This is a genomic window from Pseudomonas sp. NBRC 100443 (genome assembly GCF_030268185.1).
Classification (GTDB): domain Bacteria; phylum Pseudomonadota; class Gammaproteobacteria; order Pseudomonadales; family Pseudomonadaceae; genus Pseudomonas; species Pseudomonas citronellolis.
Window position 1 is genome coordinate 1 of sequence record NZ_BSQE01000052.1, and the last position, 1,584, is coordinate 1,584.

The 1,584-nt window shown below is 59.2% G+C and carries 1 protein-coding gene; it reads right to left on the reverse strand.

Annotation, left to right across the window (positions count from 1 at the left end; all coding sequences use genetic code 11):
* Positions 1–4: 4 nt before the first annotated feature.
* Positions 5–1,354, reverse strand: a complete 1,350-nt coding sequence (locus QSJ95_RS32455; protein ID WP_043317885.1) for an IS110 family RNA-guided transposase — start codon at positions 1,352–1,354, stop codon at positions 5–7.
* Between the last annotated feature and the right edge of the window lie 230 nt (positions 1,355–1,584).

Sequence of the window (1,584 nt, forward strand, 5' to 3'; positions counted from 1 at the left end):
CTTCCTAAGAAACACCTTCTACAGCCTGAAGGGTGAAGCCAAATTCAGCAGCCCGACGGTGCAAGCCTTTGACAACACGCTCGCGATACTTTTGCTCGTAGTGGTCGGCGCCCGGATCCTCATAGGCCATGCCGAAGCGCATCGCGTTATAGAACAGGATGGCGATCTTACGCGCAGTGGCGGTCACGGCCTTGGCCTTGCCGATACGTGCCGACAAGCGTCGGTAGAAAGCACCCAGCGCCGTATTGGTTTTGCCAATGGTTACCGCAGCCAAGCGTAGATGCGCGGTGACCCGATTCTTAGTCTTGCGTGTGTGGGCGGAAAGCACCTTGCCACCGCTGATTCGGCAGCCCGGCGCCAACGTCAGCCAGGAGGTGAAATGCTGGGCGGTACGCCATCGACTCAAGTCGGTGCCGCACTCGGCAACCAGACGCAAGGCCAAGTAAGGGCCGATACCATGGATCTGCGTGAGGTCGACGCCGACCAATTGATAGAGCAAGGTGCGGACGTCGAAGTTGAGTGCGTTCGGCTGTCGCGTAGGGTGCCGTGCTTTGGGTAACGGCTCGCCAGGCAATGGCTTCTGCTGAGCGAGTTGGTGCAGGCTCCGCGCTATTTGCTGGTCGCACAGCTCAAGCTGCATCTGGTAGGCGTCGTACATGGCCAGCGCCTGCGCCAGGGCAAAGACATGCTCCGGTTGATAGTTGCCGACCAGAGCACTTCGAATGATTTCGAGACTGGACTTGCAGCGTGTGTCACGCATGCGGGCCAAGATCAGGGCATCGCGTTCGCCGGCAACGATGGCTCGAATGATGCGCATGCCCGTGGCCCCGGTTATGTCGGTGACCACATGATGCAATTGCAGATTCATGTGGGTGAGCGCCTTTTGCATGTGCTGAATATGCGCGGCGGCGTAATCAAGGTGGCGCTCTCGCAGGCGCAGGTAGCTGCGCAGTGCCGCAATCTCGCGATCGGGATGGAAGCTGGCTCGCAGCAAACCACAGGCATGTAATCGCTGGATCCATTGCGCGTCGTTGACGTCGGTTTTGCGCCCGGGCACGGCACGGGCATCCCTGGCATTGGCCAACACAACCTGCAGGCCATGGGACTCTAGAATCTCGTAGACCGGGATCCAGTACACCCCAGTCGACTCCATTGCCACGGTAGTGATCCCGAGATCAACCAGCCAAGCGGCCATACGTTCCAGGTCGGCCGTAAACGCGTTAAAGGTTTGCACCGCCTCTTCTGTGATGTCGGCAGGCACCGCTACCACATGGAAGCGCGAGCCGATATCGATCCCAGCTGCCCGGTCATGAATAACCGGCAGGCCATGACGCTGCGCTTTGGTCGTTTTCATGAGTACCCTCCATTCACCGGAAGTGCTGGACGGGGACTCGGATCAAATCACATTCCTAAACGGGGTCACGAAACGTGCCACCACTAACGGGTCCGCAGCTTCCCCTGGGTCAGGTTTTTTGACGGGGACGGAGCCTCCAAAAAGCAGACGACCACTGTCCAGCGGGGTCAGTGTAGTGGGCGTGTTTCTAACCCAATGGGTCGCGGAGCACCGGGGAGGCGGTTTTTTAG